The organism is Acidithrix sp. C25, assembly GCF_904848545.2.
Window position 1 is genome coordinate 941,190 of sequence record NZ_CAJHCI020000010.1, and the last position, 14,364, is coordinate 955,553.

The following is a 14,364-nucleotide window of genomic DNA, read 5'->3' on the forward strand; positions in this document are numbered from 1 at the left end:
CTAGGAGGCCAGAACCTTAGAGTCCCTCAAAGAGTCAGCTACGAAATCCGCCGGCTTGAGTGCCATTCCAAAGAGATAGCCAATTGCCATAAGTGATCTGAGTGCCGCGCTACCATCACCAAATGGATTCGCAATCTGAGCGATCGATCGAAAATATTGTGGGTCCGATAAAAGCCTCGAGGCTTCAGCGACGATCTGCGACGGTTGCGTCCCAACTAACTTTGCCGTACCTGCCATGACGGCCTCGGGTCGCTCGGTAGTGTCTCTAGCGACCAAAACCGGCTTTCCGAGCGATGGCGCTTCTTCTTGAATTCCACCGCTATCTGTAATAACCATCTTTGCACCATTCATCAAGCGACAGAAGTCCCCATAGGGCACCGGCTCGGTAATAATCACATTATCTAGGCCACTCACGCCACTTCGCATTGCCTCTTGCACTAATTGATTTGGATGAAGCGGAAGCACAAAATCGAGGTCTTTGAAAGTTTTAGCCAACTCGCCTATCGCCTTGGAGACCATGACCATCGGTTCTCCCCAAGCCTCTCTTCGATGCATGGTTACCAAAACAAATTCTCTCTTGCCAGAAAGGATCTTTGGCACAATCTCTGTCTCGAACGGGAAACCCCCATTCACCACGCTCAAAAGTGCATCAATAACGGTATTGCCCGTGATGACAATCTTTGCCTCGTCCACACCCTCTCGAATCAAATTCGCCGCCGAAATCGGAGTCGGAGCTAGATGAAGATCAGCAAGGGTGGAAGTCAGTCGCCTATTGATCTCTTCGGGAAACGGGGAAAATTTGCTGTCGGTGCGCAGGCCTGCCTCTAGGTGAACCACCTTTATCTTGTGGTAAAATGCCACAAGCGAGAGAGCGAAAGTCGTTGTCGTATCGCCCTGAACACAAACAACATCAGGCGAGGCTTCCACGATGACCCGATCGGCAATCTCTATCAAGGCGGTGGTCAGCTCAGCTAGATCTGGGGACTTTCGGATTAACTCAATCTCGTAATCTGGGATAATCCCAAAGACCTCCAAGACCTGCCGTAGCATCTCCTTGTGTTGACCGGTTGTTAAAACTATCGAGTCAAAGTCGGCACTTTGTTGCATCACCTTAACCAGAGGCGCCATTTTGATTGCCTCCGGGCGAGTGCCAAATCCAATCAATACCCGTTTTTTCATTTAATGTAATCCTTGCCTAATAATTTGATTTTCAATATCTATAAAAATTACCCAAAAACGGTTGTCTAATTCCTATCCATAGGCTCAAAGCAACGTCTCGGACAAAACCCAACTGACCATAGATCAACCAACGCACTGATCTGGTTTTGGCCGTGTATCGACTGAAAAAATAACCGTCTTTATATCCATAGATGGATCAAATACAAAAAAAGCCACAGGAATCATATGGTCGAACCGACTATAGCTAACCTCAAGACATGAGGCGCTCTTGGCTGTTGAGATCTGCTTTTCCGAGAGAGGCAACAACGAAAGTGCCAGCCCCTTGGCCAAAGCCAACGATATCGATGGATACAGCGCGAAAGTAAATCCAACAACCACTCCTGATTCAACGATCAAAGAGGTATAGGTGTCGCGGCCATCGCTCAAACGTGGCCAAAATGCCGAAGGCGCCCTCGGGTCTACGGTGTGATTTTGATCCCATATAGCCATAGTTGCTCCCCAGTTATTTAGGACTACTGGAAAAGTCACAGTTGTGGATGAAATCATCGAAGTTACTACGGTCTTTTTGATTAGCGCCTTCGAAGTTGGAAGCAATTGACAACCGCTTAGGCCAACTGCAAGAAGAGCCACCCAGCAAATAGAAGTCCGCATTAAAACGTCGGCCCCTCTAGATCGCCATCGCCTGGGTGAGAATTTGAGCCAATTCTTGCACCATCTCCTCCATCTAGAATCGCTCCATCTCAACCTCAAGGTGCATTCACCAAGATGCATCAAAAAGATCCTGGCAGCATGGAAGCACCAAAGTAAAAAGCCCCAATCCACAACACCAAAGACCCAAGCACCAGCGCAAAGCCCACTAAGTGAGCGCGGCGAATTGAAATCTTCCAAAGTCCATACAGTCCAACCAAAAGTGAAACAAGCGCCAAGGCAATCCCTCGCCAGCTAATCGTTGAGGAGGTACCGCTAGAGATAGAGACCTGTTTGTGGATTGTTTTGGTTAGGGTGATTGTAGAGCCTATCGGCTTTCCCAAAAGACGAGCAAAGACCACCAGGCGAGTTGATGCTGAAAAGGCTGGATTGCATGTTGTAAGGGTTAATTGAGCGAAATTAGTTTGATCCAGAACAGAATTGTCACTTGGAGCAACGACCTCAGCGCCAGTAACTAAATATTCAAATCGCCCGGCGCTGCTTCGAATATATATTGGATCGCCCGCGGCCAATTTTGCGATGTTATAAAAAGGTGCGCCGTATGTAGTTCGATGGCCAGCGATTCCCACATTACCCATTTGTCCAGGTAGCGGCGTTCCGACGTAGTGACCCGGACCCAAGATAAGGTCAGATTCCATGGAACCTTGCACTATTACCCTGTCAAGTCCGATCTTTGGGATATAGAGAACTCCGAGTACACTCCCCTGTTTTGGAGGCAGATACGAGCCATGGGTTACTCGACTTTGATAGCTATTTAGAAGGCTTGACTGCTCGCTGGCATTTATCAAGTTCGTGCCAAAGAGCATAAAAGCTATAAAAAGCGCGACAACCAGCGCCAAATAGAGCGCGATCGATCCAATGTACTCTATCGAGTGCTTCTGGTAACTTCTAGCATTCTGAAAGTGTATGGCGGACTTTCTATTGCGCCTTAGATCTTGGTTAGCTAAATGAGCATCCTTAAGAGTCCTAGAATCAAAGGAGTAGCGATCCCCAACGACCTCCTTTTCATAAGTCCGATTCGCCAAAGCATCAACCCCTTATCAAAAAATCTAGGGAACCCCAAGTCATGGTACTAAAGTAAATTTACCACTATCGGTGAATTATTCGACAATGAACGCATGCAACTTTACCCAAACACACTACTTTACGATATCGCAAAGTCGAAGCCTCCAATAGATAACTGCCGCATCTTTTTCGTCGCTTGATTTGACTTTCCACGCTATGGGGGTTAGCCACCATCGAACCATGTAGCCTAGCTTTGTAATCTAGGTTTGCCAAGAGTGAGCGATAGGGAGTCGTCTTTGAGAATATTCGTCGCCATAGTGGGTTCCCTTTTATTTGGCCTAACCGTTGCAAACATTCTGAAGACCCTAGTAATACCGGGCGGATACATTACCAAAACCGCAAGAACAATCGATCATGGTGTGAGTTTCATCTACCACATGGCGAGTGGCTTTCGTCCAAACTATGAAGATAAAAATGCACTTCTCACTAGCCAACCAGCTGCCGTCCTATTCGTACAATTGAGCACTTGGGGCATAATCTTTCTCCTGTCAACTTCAATGCTACTTTTTCCTGTAGTCCCAAACTTTGGTGCAGCCATCCGAGAAGCCGGCGCTTCACTAATGACACTTGGATTTGTAGCCACTAACCGCCCTTGGGCAACATTTGTTGATTTCACCGCCGCCTTTACTGGAATGATCCTGGTGGCACTGCAAATTGCGTACCTTCCGACGCTATATGCCGCCTACAATAAGAGAGAAACCGAGGTAACTCTACTAGTTGCACGAGCGGGTCGACCAGCTTGGGGACCAGAGGTTCTAAGAAGAAGTCGTCTCGGAATCGTCGCAGATGAGCTCCCAATCATCTATTTGGCTTGGGAACGCTGGTCTGCGCAAGTTGCTGAAAGTCATGTCTCATACCCAATTTTGCTTAGGTTCCGATCTCCTGGTTTTGCTACATCATGGATCACCTCCCTAATGGCTGTCTTGGATGCCGCAGCAATCCATCTCTCCCTAGCTCCCAGCGACGCTCCGATGCAGGCGCGTCTCTGTCTTCAAATGGGCTTTAGCGCGCTACGCCAGATTGCTCGTTCACTTAGAATCTCCTACGATCCAGATCCCCTTCCAACAAATCCGATCTCGATATCGTTGAGTGAATTTGCAGAAACGGTCGAGATGCTGAGGATCGTTGGCTTTCCAATTGAGCGCAGCGTCGAAGATGCATATCGACATTTTCAAGGCTGGCGAGTAAATTATGAGGCGATAGTCTTTCGGCTGTGTTATGAGATCGATGCACTTCCAGCACCATGGTCTGGGCCAAGGCGCTGGAAAAACCTCGACGTCGATTTTCCAAAATTCAAAAATAGAACGCCTGAAAATCCAAGCGGGAGCTAGTTTCCAAGATATCATTGCTCAAAGGGCGCTCCCAATCACCATATAGGTTTATCCCGACCTAGATCTAAATGATGCTTTAGCTATCATCGAAGAATAATTTGAACAAAAACCTATTGGCCAGCTCTGTTCATTCGCTGGCTTTGTTTAAAAGTGCCCTCTAAGCGCTAAGGTGGATGTGGTGGCAACCTTACTATTTTTTGCGCAATTCAAAGACATAACCGGCAAGACTAAGATATCGATCGATGCTAAGACGGTAGGAGAAGCAATAGCTTTTGCTCGACAATCTTTTGGAACAAAATTTGAAGAACTCCTCTTGGTCTCAAAGGTTTGGCTTGACGGCGACGAGGTTCCTTTGGATACCGAACTCTCCAATAATAGCGAGTTGGCATTTTTACCCCCTGTATCAGGTGGATAACAACTCTAGATGACAACTCCTCCTGAGCCTTATGCTTCCATAAAAGGCCCCACAGGCCCGACATCATATCTCAATTGCCTTTCGTGATCGCCTTAAAAGGGTGATTAATAGGGTGACTATAAGATAAATGTAGATATTGCATTTTTGGGTCAAAGAGATCAACCCCAAGGCTCATCAGGCACAGCCGTAACCTGCCCGGACTAGGAGGTAAACTTATCCCGAAGGATAACAAACTACCGGTCTTTTGTCGAGCTATATTTCAACTGAAATTGATCACTCGAGTCATGGGCGATCGTTCGGGGAAAATTTGGGGCTCTCCTAACCCTCATGTGGGTCACCAAGACCCCATAACTGATAAGTAACGCCTGTACGATAAGAACTTTTGGGTCTTTAAAAGCATTGAATGAAACGTGCACGGTTTGTGACCTCTAAATTTGAAGTTACTAACACACAGATTTAGGAGATCTAACCGTGCACGCTAACTCTCTAGTCAAGCAGTTGCTTGACGTTAAAGGTGTCATTGTCAACGATATTTTTATCTCAAAAGATGAAATTGTTGTAGATGTCAAACTTGCACGATCCAAACTCGCATGTCCACCGTGTTGTTGAATAAGCCGTAAATTCAAAACCAAATACCGCTACGACATCAGAACTTATCAACTCACGCTGGAGACATCTTGACATGGGAATACGTCGTACTTGGATCTCTTGTGCCCTACGGAGACCGAAATGCCCCAATCATGGAGTAATCACTGAGTCAGTGCCATTTGGGTGACCGGTATCGCAAATCTCGCTTCACGAGAGACTTTGAACATCTAGTTGCCGGCTCAACCGCAAAGATGGATAAAACAACAGTTACGAAGCTCACCCGAATTGCTCAGAAAACAGTTGGTACGATCTGTGAGAGAGTAGTAGCCAAAGAGATCGATCCAAAGCGACTAGAGAAGCTCTCAATAATAGGGGTAGATGAGATTGCCTATCGTAAACACCATAAGTACATAACCCAAGTTATTTAGAGCCCGTAACAGATCATGAAACTGGAAAGATCGTCTATGGAGCAGAAGGAAAAAGCGCTAAGAGTCTAGATGGGTTCTTATGTGAGCTTGGTTCGCAACGTTCCAAGCTCTCACACAAGTAGCAACAATGGACATGGGACCAGCTTTTGCTAAAGCTTTCGCTGATCGCACACCAGATACTCAAATCGCACTCGATCCTTTTCATGTCGTTAAATTGGGCACTGAGGCCCTGGAGGAGGTAAGATGCGACCTATGGCGCCAACTGAGAAAACTTCCTACTCCAGATTACGCCCGTAGGTTTGTGAGTGCAAGATGGGCATTACTAAAGAATCCTGGTGATTTGACTCAACGCCAAAATGAGACTCTACGTCAAATAAAGTCAACCGCTGCAATACTCCTAAAGCCCTTAGAGATGAAAGAATCCCTAAGAGGGATATTCGGTACTGGATTATCCAATGACGAAGTAGCTGAGTTCTTGGATTCCTGGTGTGCTCGTGCTTCACGATCACAGATACCTAGCTTTGTCAGATTGTCAAAGACAATTCGAATCCATAAAGCTGGAATTATGGCTGCTATTGAGCCCCCTAGCTTGAAAAGGGTGTCTCTAATGGAAGGCTTGAGGGTCTAAACAATATATTAGATCCGCCATTGCTAGATGCTATGGTCTTCACTCTGCAAAATCAACACTTGGCTTGGTGATGCTTTCATGCGGTCCGATTGATCTCAAGCTCCCCTACGAAAGGGTTGCTTGATCCACATCTATGTTAGGAGAGCCAAATTTGGTTCTAGAGCAGAAATCCTAACACTTGGTCTCATTGTTCTATCTCCAATTACTATCACATCACAACACCTTAGAATATGGCCAACCACATTTGCATAGATAGCAATACCTAATTACTCATCTTGAGGAGTAATTAGGTATGAGAAGATTTCCTATAGTTATCCAAATAGATATTAGGTCCTACCAAAGTCAGAGGGGACATTACAAACATATGCTCGATTTGATAGATCTCACCAAGACGTACGGCCAAGTTAAAGCTCTTGATCGAATGACATTTTCCGTTCAACCTGGAGCAGTATTTGGGTTTCTTGGCCCAAATGGATCTGGCAAAACCACGGCAATGCGATCAATCTTCGGGTTGATCTCGCTTGAGGCCGGCCATGTCCAATGGAAAAACGCACCCATTACGCCCGATGAAATAAGACAATTCGGATATATGCCAGAAGAACGCGGGCTGTACCCCAAAATGTCAGTAATGGATCACCTAGTCTACCTAGGTCGTCTTCATAGCCTATCCACTGAAACCGCTACCAAAAGGGCGCAGGCTCTTATAGACGAATTAGAGGTTAAAGGTGGTGGAAGTGCCAAAGTAGAGTCGTTATCGCTAGGAAACAAACAAAGGACCCAGATTGCAGCGGCGCTCATACATGAGCCCACCCTGTTGGTTATGGATGAGCCATTTTCTGGCCTCGATCCTATCTCGATTGAGGTAGTGCGCGGGATATTTAAAAAATATGCGCAGGAGGGCAAGACTGTACTCTTCTCATCGCATCAGCTAGAAGTGGTCGAGGACCTTTGCGAATCAGTGGCGATAGCTTACCAAGGTCGAATCGTCGCCTGGGATCGGCTCACAACGCTCACAGAGTTAGATAAAGACCTAATCATCAAGGTCCAAGACGATTTAGATGGTAACTATCTAAATCAAATTGATGATATCTCAATTTTAGATAATCATGAGGGCACCTTTCGACTACGCCTCGCACGACCAGAATTGGCTCCAGTCGTATTGCACAGAGCTATGGAGTTCGGGACCTTAGAGCGATACGAAGTCGCGCGAAGACGCCTCTCCGATGTTTTCAAGGAAGCCATCTCAACCTCTGGCCTATCAAATAGCCAATGGGAAACAAGAGATGACTTCGACGAAGACCTAAAATTCAAGGCAGAACACCAAACCGAACTAGGCCACGACCTAAAAGATGAGATCTCATGAAACTGAAACGACCCCAATTCGGGACTTCCTCGCTGGCACTAATCGCTAAGAGAGAAATTAGACAGCGCACCAATTCAAGAGCATTTAGGATAGCAACGATCCTAACGATGCTCGCAGCCTTTGCATATGTTCTGGTACCGCATTTAACCGCATCAAAGGCTGGACCTCAAAGCGTCGGTATCGAATCCTCTGCCCCAAAATCCGTTCTAGAGGCTTTTCAAATCGCCTCAACTGAAATTGGTGTTCACATTCGGATCGAAACCATCGCATCATCCAGCCAACTTGAGAAAGAAGTTCGAAGCCAAGCCATATCCGTTGGCTATTCACCATCAAAGCGATTCCTAATAAATTCCGCCTCTACCTCCTCTTCATCTTACGTTCTAGCCAATAGGACCGCCAATGTTCTTGCAACCATCAACGCACAGGATCAAGCAGGATTGACAAAGAGCCAACTCTATATAATCAATCATCCCGCTCCTTTTTCAATCACCTCCTTAACGCCAAGTAAAGCACCAAATCAGGGAGCGCAAAAAGCTGCGATCTTCGAGTTGATATTAATGTACGTTCTTCTATCCCAATACTCCAGTTGGGTAATGTTTGGAATAATCGAGGAAAAATCGACCCGAGTCATAGAGGTCCTTTTGTCGATCGTACGTCCAATTCAACTATTGACGGGAAAAATTGCTGGGATTGCAGTCGTAGCCCTCATACATGCCACCTTACTGATCCTCTCGCTAATCGTGGGGTTAGCTGTAATTGGAGTGTCGCCGACCAGCGTCGTCTCCGGATCACTCTTGGTCACTGGTCCTATCTGGTTCATCGCAGGTTATGGCTTTTATGCAACTCTCTTTGCTTCGGTAGGATCGATGGTCTCTCGAGTTGAAGATGCCCAAGCTGTTAGTTTCCCATTGGTTCTACCAATGCTTGCCGGCTATGGACTTGGCTTCTTTGAGGTCGCATCGTCCTCTCCCTCGCTATTGGCCAAAGTGCTCGTATTCATCCCTGGGGTATCGCCATTTTTGGCACCGGTTCTTTTTTCTCTTGGAAAAATCTCACTTGCATATTTCATAGGTTCGATTGCAGTTTCAATAATTGCGACTGTCCTAGTCGCACGAATAGGTGCTCGTATCTACATTGCTTCAATTTTGCGAATAGGTGCCCGCGTAAAGTTTTCCGAACTAGGCCCTATGGTTCTAAGACGCTCCAAAGGCCACGACTCTAAAAAACTGCACCAACTACCTCCCCTTTGAATTAGCGACCAACTAAATTTAGGAAATTCCACTCGAGATATTGAAGATTGGTTATGGAAGTGCCGAAAACTATAGATAGGTATGACTCAGACTTCCTTCGACATCGCAAATGTCTCTAAAAAAAATAACAAGCGAGCTCCTAGAAACTTCGACTTTCGCCAGCCGAAGTCTCTAGAGCGTAACCAACTTAGAACCCTCCAATTGATATTGGAGAGCTTTCTAAGGGCAGCTTCGTCGGTCCTATCTGCCAACCTTCGCATGCCATTTCGATTGAACATCGGCGAGTTAGAACAAAAGCCTTGGGAAGATGTAATCACAATTCTTGAAGATCCTGCGTCAATTGCAGTCTTTTCCCTCCCTCCATTGCCGTCAAAGGCTCTATGGCATATGCCAATTGAGCTTGTTATGCGTCTCATCGATATGCGACTTGGCGGAAACGGAAGAGGCGAAAACCCAAGAAGATCTCTAAGCGACTTAGAACGGGTTATCGTTCGAAATCTCATCGAAGAGATGCTTGCCCAATTAATTCCGGCATTCGCCCCAATAACCCAAATTTCAATAGGATCCATCCATCAAGAAGCATCCCTTCAATTTGTTCAGCTTGTATCGCTGTCTGAGATGTGCGTCTTGGCTCAAGTTGAGATGTCAATCTCAAATGACCCGCCAATTCAAACGGCTATCTGCCTACCATTTCCGCTACTTCGTCCCATCACTGACATATTAAACAATCGAGCCAACCCAGTAGAAGACGCGGCCGATACCACCTTAAGCCATGATTTAGAGGCTCGGCTATTTGACATTGAGGTAGAGGCAACGGTGGAATTCGAGCCAACGTCTCTTACCTCACGAGAGATAGTCTCTCTTTCGGTCGGTGACGTGGTGCGATTGAAACATCGAAAAGGTAACCCTCTGAAAATAAAGGTCGATGGAACCTATCTTTACTGGGCTCAACCGACACAGGTCGGTAAACGAGTTGCCTGTCTATTAGTCGAACCGGAGGAGACAAATGACCGACATTAGTACTGACTTTTCCGATACTAATCAAAATGGAAACGAAAACTTTCTTGGGAAGAGACTTGAATCAGACCTTGGTCCGCTAGGGGTTATCCAAAATGTCGAGATGGAGATTACGGTCGAATTGGGTCGCGCCAAGATGTCAGTTCGAGAACTCCTCTCCCTGACAAGCGGCGACGTCGTAGAGCTCGATCGCTTGGCCACCTCCCCAGTGGATGTTCTGGTGAATGGAACCCTAGTAGCCAGAGCAGAGGTAGTCGTCGTAGAAGACGAATTCGGCATACGTATCACCGAAGTGGTCGGCCGAGATGAGCGAAGCGACTCCTAGCCAAGCGAGTCAACTTTATCACTTAATTTTTCTATTACTTTTCAAACACGGAAGAATCCAAACCCTGCCAAGGATCGGCTTATTTAGACATCGCGATATGCGATGTCAGGAGAGTTACTTCAATGAGCATGGTCCTTCTAGCAGCACGAGTTGTTCTTTCCTTGGGAGCGACAATTGGAATCATCCTTCTCTTTTCAAAAATCTACCAAAAGCGAATGGTCAAAGGGACGCGACCCAAGCCCAAGCAGTTGCAGAATCTTGTCATCAAGAGTCGAATAACCATTGGGAAATCGAGCCAGATCGCCCTTGTAGAGTTCGGAGAGCACTCCTTTATCGTTGGAATCACGCCGTCCAACATCTCGCTAATCTCAAAGATAGAGGCCGAATCAAATGATGAAAGCTCCCATGAAGCCTTAGATGCCACAAACCTACTTGTCATGAAACCGCAAAAGCGCCAGGGTGGATATCAAGGTGAAGTTATCGACTTGACTGACGATGCAAATCAGCTCTCTAATAATAGCCTTGAGGATCTGACTGCACAGATCAGACAAAGCCAAGGTCGCTCAGGTACAAAACTTCGATTTGAAGAAGCTCTCGCTACCAAACTCTCCCAGAGCCTATTTAGTGGAACCCAAAGATTCACCAAGGCAAGCCGATGACACCCATTCTCGCAGCCGCCGGTCTCATAACACCGACCACAACAACTCTTCCTACCGTCAGCATCAATCTAGGTAACACCCTCACAAAGCCAAGTCAGAGTATTATTGTCATTCTGCTGTTGAGCCTGCTTTCAATAGCACCATCGCTTCTAATTATGATGACTAGCTTTGTCCGCATTATCATCGTCCTTTCCATTACCAAAAACGCCCTGGGCCTCTCAACGATCCCCCCAAGTCAGGTCCTGACAGGACTTGCCCTATTTATGACATTCTTTATTATGGCGCCAACCTTCACCCAGATTAATAATGTTGCAGTCTCACCGTATCTAAACGGCAAAATATCAGCAGTGACTGCATACAATGACGCCCAGGCGCCCCTGAAGACTTGGATGCTCAAACAAACTCGCACACCCGAGCTAGCGCTCTTTACACAGGTGACAAACCAACATCCCGCAAAGCCACAAGACATCTCAATGAGTGCATTGGTTCCGGCCTTCATGCTCTCTGAGCTCAAGTCTGCCTTCATTATTGGCTTCGTTATCTACATACCTTTTATGATCGTGGATCTGGTGGTCGCATCGATATTGATGTCAATGGGAATGATGATGATACCACCAACACTTATCTCTCTGCCCTTTAAACTTCTTTTATTTGTGCTGGTGGATGGCTGGACCCTGGTGGTTCATGGGCTACTGGTGAGCTTTCGGTGACCGACTCTCAAGTAATAAATATTGCAGGACAAGCACTCTACCTAATTGGCAAGATCGCAGGGCCAGTTATGGTAGCAACCCTTGCAATCGGACTGATCGTCTCCTTTATCCAGGCGATAACGCAGATTCAAGAGCCAACTCTAACTTTTGTTCCAAAACTAGTCGTGGCGGCGGCCGTGCTATTTGTTGGGGGACATTGGATGATCGGCCAATTGATCTCCTTCACCGACTCGCTGTTTTCTCAACTACCTCAGCTACTGGCTGGATGAGACCGTGACGCTCTCTGAAGCATCCTTGCTCTTGTTGCTTGGCGCACTGCTTCGCATCGGAGCATTCGTTGCTGTCGCACCGCCATTTTCATCACAGCAGATCCCGGTCTCAGTTAGAGTCGGTCTCTCCTTGGCGATGGCACTTCCAGCAGCTCATCTCTTGGCAGTTCCAAGTGGGACATTTTCAAACCCCAACTCGACGCTAATCTTTCTGGTTGTACAAGTCGTATTAGGGCTGGCCCTTGGAGTCCTTGTCAACACATTGATATCGGCCTTTTCTAGCGCTGGCTTTCTTAGTGGTCTACTCGGTGGATTTTCACCTCCGCCTCAATTAGACCCACTGAGTTTAAACCAAAACTCTGGACTTGGCATCTTGTACGAGATGATCGCACTTATGCTCTTATTCACCTCAGGTGCCTACCTATTTATTCTAAAAGGACTATTTGTATCACTGAAGATCGCGATGCCAACCCACATCTCATCCTCTGCGATTAGTCAACTAGTTATTAACAACTTCTCGACCTTCTTCGGAGCGACCCTGCAGATAGCAGCGCCAATTGCAGCGGTGGCCTTTACGGTCCAAATACTCTTATCCATCCTCTCTAAGGTCTCACCTTCGATCTCTATCTATGCACTCTCATTTCCCATTCAAATCTTGGCAACAATCCTGGTCGTCTCCTTGGTAATTTCGAATCTTCCTGGCTTTGTACAACTAATTAGTGGTGACTCGGTAACGACGATGATGAACTTCATGCGTTTGATCAACGGGGGGTGACCAGATGGCCGCCGACAAGAAGAGTAAGACTGAAAAACCCACCGCTAAACGAATCAAAAAGGCGAGATCTGAGGGTAGTGTAGCAAAATCTCCGGAATTATTTTCATGGTTTTCACTTTTAGCAGCGACGATTCTGATGCCAATCCTATTGGGACCTGCCGAACAAAAGATCGAGGTGCTCTTTTATACAATTCCTCGCGTAACCCTGAATCCAACGACAACAAGCACAACGGCCATGCTCAGCGATGGATTCAGCGCATTCGTATTGATTGTGGGTCCGATAATTGGAGGAGCAGCCCTTGTTGCTATCATCATTTCGGTTGCTCAAACGGGATTTGGTCTCTTCTATAAATCTATAACCCCTAAACTCTCCAAAGTCTCGCCCCTCAAGGGCATCAAGAAGATCTTTTCTCCATCTGGCCTCACAGAAGTGCTAAAGAGTTTTGTCAAGCTAGTTGTCGTGGTTGGGCTTGGCTATTCACAGGTTCATGGCCTCACATCTTTGCTCTCCACAAATTCAAATCTGGCAATTGGAAGCGTTACAACTGAAACGGCCGGTATTGTCCTAGGAGCTGCCAGAATGATAGCAGGATTTGGTCTAGTAATAGCCGTAGCCGACTATGCCCGTCAGAAAAAAATGCTTACCAAAAGCTTAAAGATGACCAAACAAGAGGTCAAAGAGGAAAACAAAGACGATCAAGGCGATCCAACCGTAAAAGGTAGAATCAGAAGAATGCAGATGCAAATGTCCAGGCAGAGGATGATGGCTGCAATAGCAAAATCAACTGTTGTGGTGGTAAATCCAACCCACTTTGCAGTCGCCCTCTCTTACAACCCCAAGATCTCACCGGCGCCTAGGGTCGTAGCCAAAGGAAAAGATAACATAGCGCTCCTGATAAAGGAACGAGCAAGCCAAAATCATGTTCCGATCGTTCGCGACGCACCATTAGCTCGCGCACTCTATGTTTCCACGAAGATTGACGATCAAATTCCATTTGTGCTTTATAAGGCCGTTGCTAAGCTGATCGCATTCGTCTTCAAGCTATCTGCCTTTGCTAAAAGCCAAGAGATGAGCCACACAACTCCGAGCGCAGAGATCCCCAATGAACTATTAATCAAAGCGGATTCAATTGCCTAGGCGACACCTCTATGGGCAACCAACTATCGCGATTGGCACTGGAGGTAGGCAAAAGATCGATCTAAAGAGCGTCCAAGAGGGCTAACCTACTATCACATCGATTTGAAATATCACGGATCAAATTGAGATATCGCTACGTGAAGTAAAAGCCCCTAGAACCCAGACTATCTATAGTCGACCTATAGTCGACCTATAGTCGACCTATAGTCGACCTATAGTCGACCTATAGTCGACTAACCAGAGCTCGCCTAGGTCCGTCCATTCAAAAAGATTGTCTCTTTGGGATCGTCTCTTTGGGATCGTCTCTTTAAAGCAAGCGAGGCGGCCAAAGTGCCGTCCTTAGAAAAAGAATCAAACGAAATCTAAAACCAAAGATCGACTTCTACCTCAGGTCAACAAAGTCTCGACTTTCAATCAAAGTTAGTTCGAGGGGGCTCAACGCTAAAGGCAAAAACGCTCTACGGCAAATAAATTGACCTTGGTCACAAGGCCTCAGATTCCTCTATTTACTTTGGC

16 protein-coding genes are annotated in these 14,364 nt (G+C 46.6%); 13 read left to right on the top strand and 3 right to left on the bottom strand.

The genetic code is table 11. The annotated features are described in order from the left end of the window. From wecB to ACIDITHRIX25_RS79795, 3 genes are all read right to left on the bottom strand, one after another. Window positions 1-1,179 (bottom strand): non-hydrolyzing UDP-N-acetylglucosamine 2-epimerase, encoded by a 1,179-nt coding sequence (gene wecB / locus ACIDITHRIX25_RS79785; RefSeq protein WP_052606298.1) that lies wholly within the window; start codon window positions 1,177-1,179, stop codon window positions 1-3. A gap of 123 nt (window positions 1,180-1,302) precedes the next feature. Then, window positions 1,303-1,830 carry a hypothetical protein gene (locus tag ACIDITHRIX25_RS79790; RefSeq protein WP_052606299.1) on the bottom strand — a complete coding sequence of 176 codons (528 nt, stop codon included), beginning with the start codon at window positions 1,828-1,830 and terminating at the stop codon, window positions 1,303-1,305. Window positions 1,831-1,949: 119 nt separating this feature from the next. After that, on the bottom strand, window positions 1,950-2,912 hold the full coding sequence (locus tag ACIDITHRIX25_RS79795; RefSeq protein WP_201733366.1) for a class E sortase: 963 nt from the start codon (window positions 2,910-2,912) through the stop codon (window positions 1,950-1,952). Window positions 2,913-3,167: 255 nt separating this feature from the next. On the opposite strand from ACIDITHRIX25_RS79795, the gene ACIDITHRIX25_RS79800 reads away from it, so the two are divergent. The 13 genes from ACIDITHRIX25_RS79800 to ACIDITHRIX25_RS79860 all read left to right on the top strand — a co-directional run bounded on the left by ACIDITHRIX25_RS79800 (window position 3,168) and on the right by ACIDITHRIX25_RS79860 (window position 13,848). Further along, window positions 3,168-4,283, top strand: coding sequence for a hypothetical protein (locus ACIDITHRIX25_RS79800; RefSeq protein ID WP_201733367.1), 1,116 nt, complete (start codon window positions 3,168-3,170; stop codon window positions 4,281-4,283). Window positions 4,284-4,461: 178 nt separating this feature from the next. Further along, complete coding sequence (locus ACIDITHRIX25_RS79805) at window positions 4,462-4,698, top strand: MoaD/ThiS family protein (RefSeq protein WP_052606302.1); 237 nt, start codon at window positions 4,462-4,464, stop codon at window positions 4,696-4,698. 767 nt (window positions 4,699-5,465) lie between these two features. Beyond that, entirely contained in the window at window positions 5,466-5,714 is a 249-nt protein-coding gene (locus ACIDITHRIX25_RS79810) for a helix-turn-helix domain-containing protein (protein ID WP_052605479.1), read from the top strand. A 127-nt stretch (window positions 5,715-5,841) separates the two neighbouring features. Beyond that, window positions 5,842-6,342: a transposase gene (locus ACIDITHRIX25_RS79815; RefSeq protein ID WP_283770438.1), complete on the top strand. Its 501-nt coding sequence runs from the start codon at window positions 5,842-5,844 to the stop codon at window positions 6,340-6,342. Between the two features lie 292 nt (window positions 6,343-6,634). Beyond that, window positions 6,635-7,705: an ABC transporter ATP-binding protein gene (locus tag ACIDITHRIX25_RS79820; RefSeq protein WP_082058725.1), complete on the top strand. Its 1,071-nt coding sequence runs from the start codon at window positions 6,635-6,637 to the stop codon at window positions 7,703-7,705. After that, complete coding sequence (locus ACIDITHRIX25_RS79825; protein WP_052606304.1) at window positions 7,702-8,955, top strand: ABC transporter permease; 1,254 nt, start codon at window positions 7,702-7,704, stop codon at window positions 8,953-8,955. The genes ACIDITHRIX25_RS79820 and ACIDITHRIX25_RS79825 overlap by 4 nt, the downstream gene beginning before the upstream one ends. Window positions 8,956-9,036: 81 nt before the next feature. Beyond that, window positions 9,037-9,975, top strand: a complete 939-nt coding sequence (locus ACIDITHRIX25_RS79830; protein ID WP_052606305.1) for a flagellar motor switch protein FliM — start codon at window positions 9,037-9,039, stop codon at window positions 9,973-9,975. Next, window positions 9,962-10,297, top strand: coding sequence for a flagellar motor switch protein FliN (gene fliN, locus ACIDITHRIX25_RS79835; RefSeq protein ID WP_082058726.1), 336 nt, complete (start codon window positions 9,962-9,964; stop codon window positions 10,295-10,297). The genes ACIDITHRIX25_RS79830 and fliN overlap by 14 nt, the downstream gene beginning before the upstream one ends. Before the next feature lie 122 nt (window positions 10,298-10,419). After that, window positions 10,420-10,956 (top strand): flagellar biosynthetic protein FliO, encoded by a 537-nt coding sequence (locus ACIDITHRIX25_RS79840; RefSeq protein WP_052606306.1) that lies wholly within the window; start codon window positions 10,420-10,422, stop codon window positions 10,954-10,956. A 62-nt stretch (window positions 10,957-11,018) separates the two neighbouring features. Next, window positions 11,019-11,666 carry a flagellar type III secretion system pore protein FliP gene (gene fliP / locus ACIDITHRIX25_RS79845; protein ID WP_052606332.1) on the top strand — a complete coding sequence of 216 codons (648 nt, stop codon included), beginning with the start codon at window positions 11,019-11,021 and terminating at the stop codon, window positions 11,664-11,666. Then, a complete protein-coding gene (gene fliQ, locus ACIDITHRIX25_RS79850; RefSeq protein ID WP_052606307.1) occupies window positions 11,663-11,935 on the top strand; it encodes a flagellar biosynthesis protein FliQ in 273 nt (90 codons plus the stop codon). Before fliP ends, fliQ begins: the two co-directional genes overlap by 4 nt. Before the next feature lie 4 nt (window positions 11,936-11,939). Beyond that, window positions 11,940-12,710 (top strand): flagellar biosynthetic protein FliR, encoded by a 771-nt coding sequence (locus ACIDITHRIX25_RS79855; protein ID WP_052606308.1) that lies wholly within the window; start codon window positions 11,940-11,942, stop codon window positions 12,708-12,710. 4 nt (window positions 12,711-12,714) lie between these two features. Beyond that, on the top strand, window positions 12,715-13,848 hold the full coding sequence (locus ACIDITHRIX25_RS79860) for an EscU/YscU/HrcU family type III secretion system export apparatus switch protein (RefSeq protein WP_052606309.1): 1,134 nt from the start codon (window positions 12,715-12,717) through the stop codon (window positions 13,846-13,848). Window positions 13,849-14,364 lie beyond the last annotated feature (516 nt).

Excerpts from the sequence above, each read along its gene's own strand:
- ACIDITHRIX25_RS79790 (WP_052606299.1), bottom strand. The coding sequence starts at position 1,830 with ATGCGGACTTCTATTTGCTGGGTGGCTCTTCTTGCAGTTGGCCTAAGC.
- ACIDITHRIX25_RS79825 (WP_052606304.1), top strand. The coding sequence starts at position 7,702 with ATGAAACTGAAACGACCCCAATTCGGGACTTCCTCGCTGGCACTAATC.
- ACIDITHRIX25_RS79815 (WP_283770438.1), top strand. The coding sequence starts at position 5,842 with ATGGACATGGGACCAGCTTTTGCTAAAGCTTTCGCTGATCGCACACCA.
- ACIDITHRIX25_RS79860 (WP_052606309.1), top strand. The coding sequence starts at position 12,715 with ATGGCCGCCGACAAGAAGAGTAAGACTGAAAAACCCACCGCTAAACGA.
- ACIDITHRIX25_RS79840 (WP_052606306.1), top strand. The coding sequence starts at position 10,420 with ATGAGCATGGTCCTTCTAGCAGCACGAGTTGTTCTTTCCTTGGGAGCG.
- wecB (WP_052606298.1), bottom strand. The coding sequence starts at position 1,179 with ATGAAAAAACGGGTATTGATTGGATTTGGCACTCGCCCGGAGGCAATC.
- fliN (WP_082058726.1), top strand. The coding sequence starts at position 9,962 with ATGACCGACATTAGTACTGACTTTTCCGATACTAATCAAAATGGAAAC.
- ACIDITHRIX25_RS79830 (WP_052606305.1), top strand. The coding sequence starts at position 9,037 with ATGACTCAGACTTCCTTCGACATCGCAAATGTCTCTAAAAAAAATAAC.
- ACIDITHRIX25_RS79820 (WP_082058725.1), top strand. The coding sequence starts at position 6,635 with ATGAGAAGATTTCCTATAGTTATCCAAATAGATATTAGGTCCTACCAA.